Below are 5,302 nucleotides of genomic sequence, written 5' to 3'. Positions count from 1 at the left end.
CTTCGGAAACCAGAGTCGGAATTGACAAATCCAGCATGTGAATCATGTAAGGTGTTTGATAACCATATTATATCCATATAAGGAGATAGCAAAACGAAGCGAGCAAAGAGTCTAGGGTGTTGATACGACAGAATGGCCATTACATGACCATTATCTGATACAGATTCTGACGTGAATTGAACTGGCATTTCAGAAGCAGCTCGGGAATCGTTTATGATGAGATACTTATCAAGTTTGAAATTACTATCAATTAGTGATATAGATCGGGTGCCAATATTTTCCCCCCTGAAGTAGCAACTTAAAACTATTATGGAATCTGATTCACTGATTAAAGGATCATTTATGCTTTCATCGAAGTCAAATCTTGCTATTTGAGTACCATCATCAGTGCTGATAATCTGGAGTTTGTACAAATCCAAAACAGTTATGAAGGTATCATCATGAGATAACATGAGGTTTCTTACATGGATTATTCGTTGATCATCGGGTTCGAATAACTCCCTGTTCCACAGGAGATTCCCCTGCATATCGTATGCCCGAAGACTGTCGTAGGTGGTTGTGTAAAACCGGTCTCCTGCATTTGAAAACCCCACAAATGCATGCCCCCAACTGAAATTATCCCGGGACAGAATGCAGTTGAAATCGGAATCGTACATCCTAAGATATGTAGAGTACTTCACAAGTACAGTTCCGTTGTTAGTTACACGGATGAGAGGATTCCCAGGTAACTCCATCTCACTTGAGAATAGAGGAATTGATTTGACAGTACTCTCAGCAAGATCAAATAGGATAAACTTCTCATCAAAATAGCAGTACCCGAGTAGATACTGACAATTCTGAGAAAAGGTTAATCTGTAGATGTCACCTGAATATGGAATGCTATTTACTACAGTATCATCCTCTAGCAGAAAAACGCACTTCTTATCAACGAGAACAGTATGCCACTCAAACCCGTCCTCCGATTCAACACCGTACACTGTTCCTAACTGTCCGTATACGGGATCGACCAGATCCATGACATTGAAACTCCATTCCGTAGCGATGCGGATATCAGGTGAGGTCCAGCTTGATTCAGACGTAATAGCAGGTGGGATAATAAGCACGATCATGCTGATGATGTTAGAAAGCATTTTACTTCTTTCACTGTTAATGGATATATTTGTTCTAAATAGTACTTCATACTAACATTAAATACACAAATACTCGATTGCTTACTGTAAAGATTTAGAAATAAGCGAATATTAATCCGGTCAGTTTAAATATATACTATCAACAAACTGTCTATACATAATAATTCACCACTACTAAAATATTAGTGGATATGTAAGCTTGTCAATGATCCATTCAATTGTATGCTGTCTAAAAGTGCTTTGATATTCAGATACTATGCTTGACTGCTTCGCTCGCATAGTAGAATACCGGGTTCGATTCTTCGCGGTGCCGTTTTTTACTAGTCAACATGTTATTATCTTTCACCGTTACTCATCAGAATGCAGGGAGGCAGACAATTAGGATTTTCGCGATAGGTGATCTGCATCTTTCTCACTCAAGCGGGAAGCCAATGGATATTTTCGGGGATCATTGGAAGAATCATCATCTGCGTATTGAGAAGAACTGGAGAGAACTGATTACGGAAGAGGATCTGGTGCTTCTGCCCGGAGACCTCTCATGGGCCATGACACTTGACGAGGCCGAAGAGGATCTTATTTGGCTTGAAAGCCTTCCCGGAAGGAAAATAATTACGAAAGGCAACCATGATTACTGGTGGTCTTCCATATCAGGCGTAAAAAAAAGGCTGACTCCTGGTATAATACCTCTGCAGCATACCGCCTTTGATTGCGAAATCGCGGTTATTACGGGAACAAGGGGATGGATTACTCCTCTATCTGAAGATTATCTAAAAGAGAGGGATGAGAAAATCTACAATCGGGAACTGGGCAGGCTTAAAATGGCTCTGGAATCAACAGCGGAATTCAGAAAAGCGGGAAAACCGCTTATTGTAATGCTGCATTATCCTCCGGTTGTTTGCGGGGAGTCTACAGAATTTTCGGAGATGCTGTCCAATGAAGGTGTTGAACTTTGTATCTACGGTCATATTCATAATTCCCCCGGTCAGTGGGCCGAGGGGTTGGATACAGAAACAGGCGGCGTGAAGTACAGGCTGGTTTCAGCCGATTATCTTGATTTCAGACCGCTGAGGATTTCCGTCTAATGATAGTAAACGCGTCTGCTCTTGGCATGAGGTTCGGAGCAGAAGAAATATTCGAGAATGTAAACTTTACCATCAACCGGGGCGACAGGGCTGCCCTGGTTGGGGTTAACGGAGCCGGAAAAACCACACTGATAAGAATTCTTAATGGAGAACTGGAGCCATCGGCGGGAGATCTTCACATTTCAGGAGAAGTCCGAATTGCTTACCTGCCCCAGCAGATGAAAAGTTTTCCGGAAGGACCGCTTCTGGAAACGGTCTGCAGCGAAGCGGGGGAAGCAGCCAGAGCTCTGGATCGGATGAACAGGATTCATGCTGACCTGGAGATTGTCAAAGACAGCGGACAGCAGAAACAGCTTCTTGAAAAACTTGCGAAAGCACATGATCTGGCTGACTCAACTGACGCTTACAGTGTAAAAAGCAGGGCGGAAAAAGTTCTTTCAGGCCTGGGATTTTCATCAAGTGATTTTATCAAACCCCTGGAAAAATTCTCCGGGGGGTGGAGAATGAGGGGGCAGCTCGCGTCTCTGCTTCTTTCGGATCCGGATTTGCTCCTGCTTGATGAGCCCACAAACCACCTTGACCTGGAAGCAAGAATATGGCTTGAGGAATACCTCATTAAATACAGAGGGGCAGTTTGGATAATTTCACACGATCCGGGGTTTCTTGACAGGGTTGTGTCACAGATCTACGAGATAGAGTTTGGAGAACTTGCCTCGTATACCGGTAATTATTCCTTTTATGAAGAAAAAAAACAGGAGGATATCTCCCGCAGGGAAAAACAGGCAAAGCACCAGACGGAACAGATAGAGAAAATACGGCGGTTCATAAAAAGGTTCAAGGCAACCGAGAGCAAGCGGTTTCAGGTGCGCAGCCGTGAGAAAATGCTTGAGAAAATAGAAGTAATTCAAACCCATAGAGATCCGAACCACATGAAACTGAGATTTCCCGATCCTCCCGGAAGCGGGAAAATCGTAGCCCGTCTTGAAGATGTATCCAGGAGATACGACCGTAGCGTTTTCAGTGATGTGAATCTGGAAATTATAAGAGGAGACCGAATTGGCATCGTTGGAAAGAACGGTGAGGGGAAGTCCACTCTATCCAGAATACTTGCCGGAGTCGAGGATCCAACCGGAGGAAGTCTGCAGATGGGGTCCAGGGTTAAAACGGGTTTTTATACACAGGAGGTTGATCAACACCTTGACCCGGGATTGACTATTCTCGATCAGCTGGTCGCTATCAGCCCGTCAAGTTCCGAGCGGGAACTGCGGAGTATTCTCGGTGGATTTCTTTTTACAGGGGATGATGTCTTCAAGAAGACGGGAGTCCTCTCCGGCGGAGAGAAGAGCCGCCTTGCCCTTGCACGGATACTTCTGAGTCCCGTTAACTTCCTGATACTTGATGAACCCACCAACCACCTTGACATATTCTCACGGAAGGTTCTTTGTGAGGCTCTGGAGAAATACGCTGGAACACTGGTTCTTATAAGCCATGATGAGCAGCTTCTTTCGTCCCTTGTCGAAAAGGTCTACGAAGTCAGGAATGAACAGGTCAGCTTGTTCGGTGGTTCCTTTGACTACTACCTTAGAAAGAAGCACGAACGGATTCGAAGTTCACTTGAAGCAGGGAAGAGCGGCTCAAATTCCGGTAGATCCCCGAGGGAAGTTGAAAAGGAAAGGAAGCGGAGGGAGGCCGAACAACGCAAGAAGCAGTACGCAGGTCAGAAGAAAATACGGACAAGAATAAGCAGAATAGAAAGAAAACTGCTTCCACTTGAAGAGAAGCGGGAAGAACTGGAAGCTCTTCTTCAGGATCCTGAAATAATCTCGGATACCGCCAGGCTGGTTGACCTCCAGAAGGAACATGCCTACGTATGTCAGGAAATACAGAGTTACCAGAAGATTTGGGACGAACTGGCCGAGCAGATGGAGTAAATACGGAAACAGCCCCCTTTGAAGAGGGCTGTTTCAGTACAAATGATTCTCATGGTTCAGAACATGAGAGTATTCAAATTCGTACTAGAAGGTTGATTTGATAGCTCCCCATGTATCTCTCTGCAGGGCAGTGGGAATCCAGTCAACATCAAGTTTGTAGAGGTTGGAATTCTGCGGAAAGACCCACATATGAGTTCCGTCGTAGTCAATACCACCATCCGGACCTCCACCTTCGTTGAACTGACAAGACCAGATTGGGGTCATGTTCACGCTTCCATCGCCATTAAGATCGAATATGAAGATGTTGTCACCGGTATCTATCTGACAGCAGACTATCAGGTATTCTCCATATACAGACATGCCTGAAACAGTATTGAAAGCCGCAGTGGTCCATGTAACCGAGGATTCTGTACCTGTGTATGTACCCCAGGCGATTTCATCAGTGAAGAAATCAGCAACGTACAGATTGCCGTGTCCGGCATCGACACCACATATGTGAGTCCAGGCGGCAGGACCAGTTATATCCCTGGCAAAGTAGGGGTCAGCAGAGGTCGTGGAGACATCGTATACCTGGATGTTATTTGAATACCAGTCGCCGAAGAAGAATTCGTTGGGAGAACTTGCGTATACACAGTATCCCATGTCATCCGGGTCAACTCCCTGGTAAATAGGCCATGTAACTCCGGTAGCAGAACCTGTTGACATGTCGATCTCGTTGTTTACAAGAGGGGAGTATTGGGATATCCAGATGCTGTTGGGTACATCATTCTGGATTGCGAGCCCGTAAGACGATCCAAGACCCACCGCATACGATGCTACCACCGTATAAGTACCCTTTACTGAAGCGGGACTATTGTATCCTGATGGTCCGCTTCTGTCCATTGCCGATAAAGCGAAAAACACGCACAGTAAAACAACAAACGCTGTTTTCATTTTACCCTCCGTTCAAAAATTGTTAAGCCAACAAGAATGTTTTAACACATAAAACAAATGAAGTCAATGGGTATTATGAACGCCAGAAAAAGAGGTGCATTCCCGGTATTGCCTTCATGGTTATCTGAGTTTATTTTCAATCCGTCGGCAGCGTCAGGGAAGCCGGTGAGAATCCGGCGCGGCCCCGCCGCTGTAACCAGGAACGAAACCGCAACAGCCATCTCCC

Annotated in this window: 4 protein-coding genes and 1 riboswitch; of the genes, 2 read left to right on the top strand and 2 right to left on the bottom strand. The window is 45.2% G+C overall.

The genetic code is table 11. The features are described 5' to 3' along the window. Window positions 1-1,130, bottom strand: a 1,130-nt coding sequence (locus tag K8S15_09975) for a hypothetical protein (GenBank protein MCD4776362.1), incomplete at its 3' end; no start/stop codon positions are given. 377 nt (window positions 1,131-1,507) lie between these two features. Between K8S15_09975 and K8S15_09970 the strand changes: the two genes are divergently transcribed. Then, window positions 1,508-2,212 carry a metallophosphoesterase gene (locus tag K8S15_09970; GenBank protein MCD4776361.1) on the top strand — a complete coding sequence of 235 codons (705 nt, stop codon included), beginning with the start codon at window positions 1,508-1,510 and terminating at the stop codon, window positions 2,210-2,212. Then, the gene (locus K8S15_09965) at window positions 2,212-4,143 is read left to right on the top strand and encodes an ATP-binding cassette domain-containing protein (protein ID MCD4776360.1); all 1,932 of its coding nucleotides are present in this window, start codon (window positions 2,212-2,214) and stop codon (window positions 4,141-4,143) included. The genes K8S15_09970 and K8S15_09965 overlap by 1 nt, the downstream gene beginning before the upstream one ends. A gap of 84 nt (window positions 4,144-4,227) precedes the next feature. Here the strand turns inward: K8S15_09965 and K8S15_09960 are convergent, their stop codons facing one another. Next, entirely contained in the window at window positions 4,228-5,076 is an 849-nt protein-coding gene (locus K8S15_09960; GenBank protein MCD4776359.1) for a hypothetical protein, read from the bottom strand. An 86-nt stretch (window positions 5,077-5,162) separates the two neighbouring features. After that, window positions 5,163-5,302: riboswitch (cobalamin riboswitch) on the top strand. This riboswitch is flagged as partial in the annotation.

The sequence above is a fragment of the Candidatus Aegiribacteria sp. genome, assembly GCA_021108005.1.
Taxonomy (GTDB): domain Bacteria; phylum Fermentibacterota; class Fermentibacteria; order Fermentibacterales; family JCC-6; genus Aegiribacteria.
Note: the sequence above shows the minus strand (reverse complement) of the source record. Positions and strands in the feature narration are given on the sequence as shown.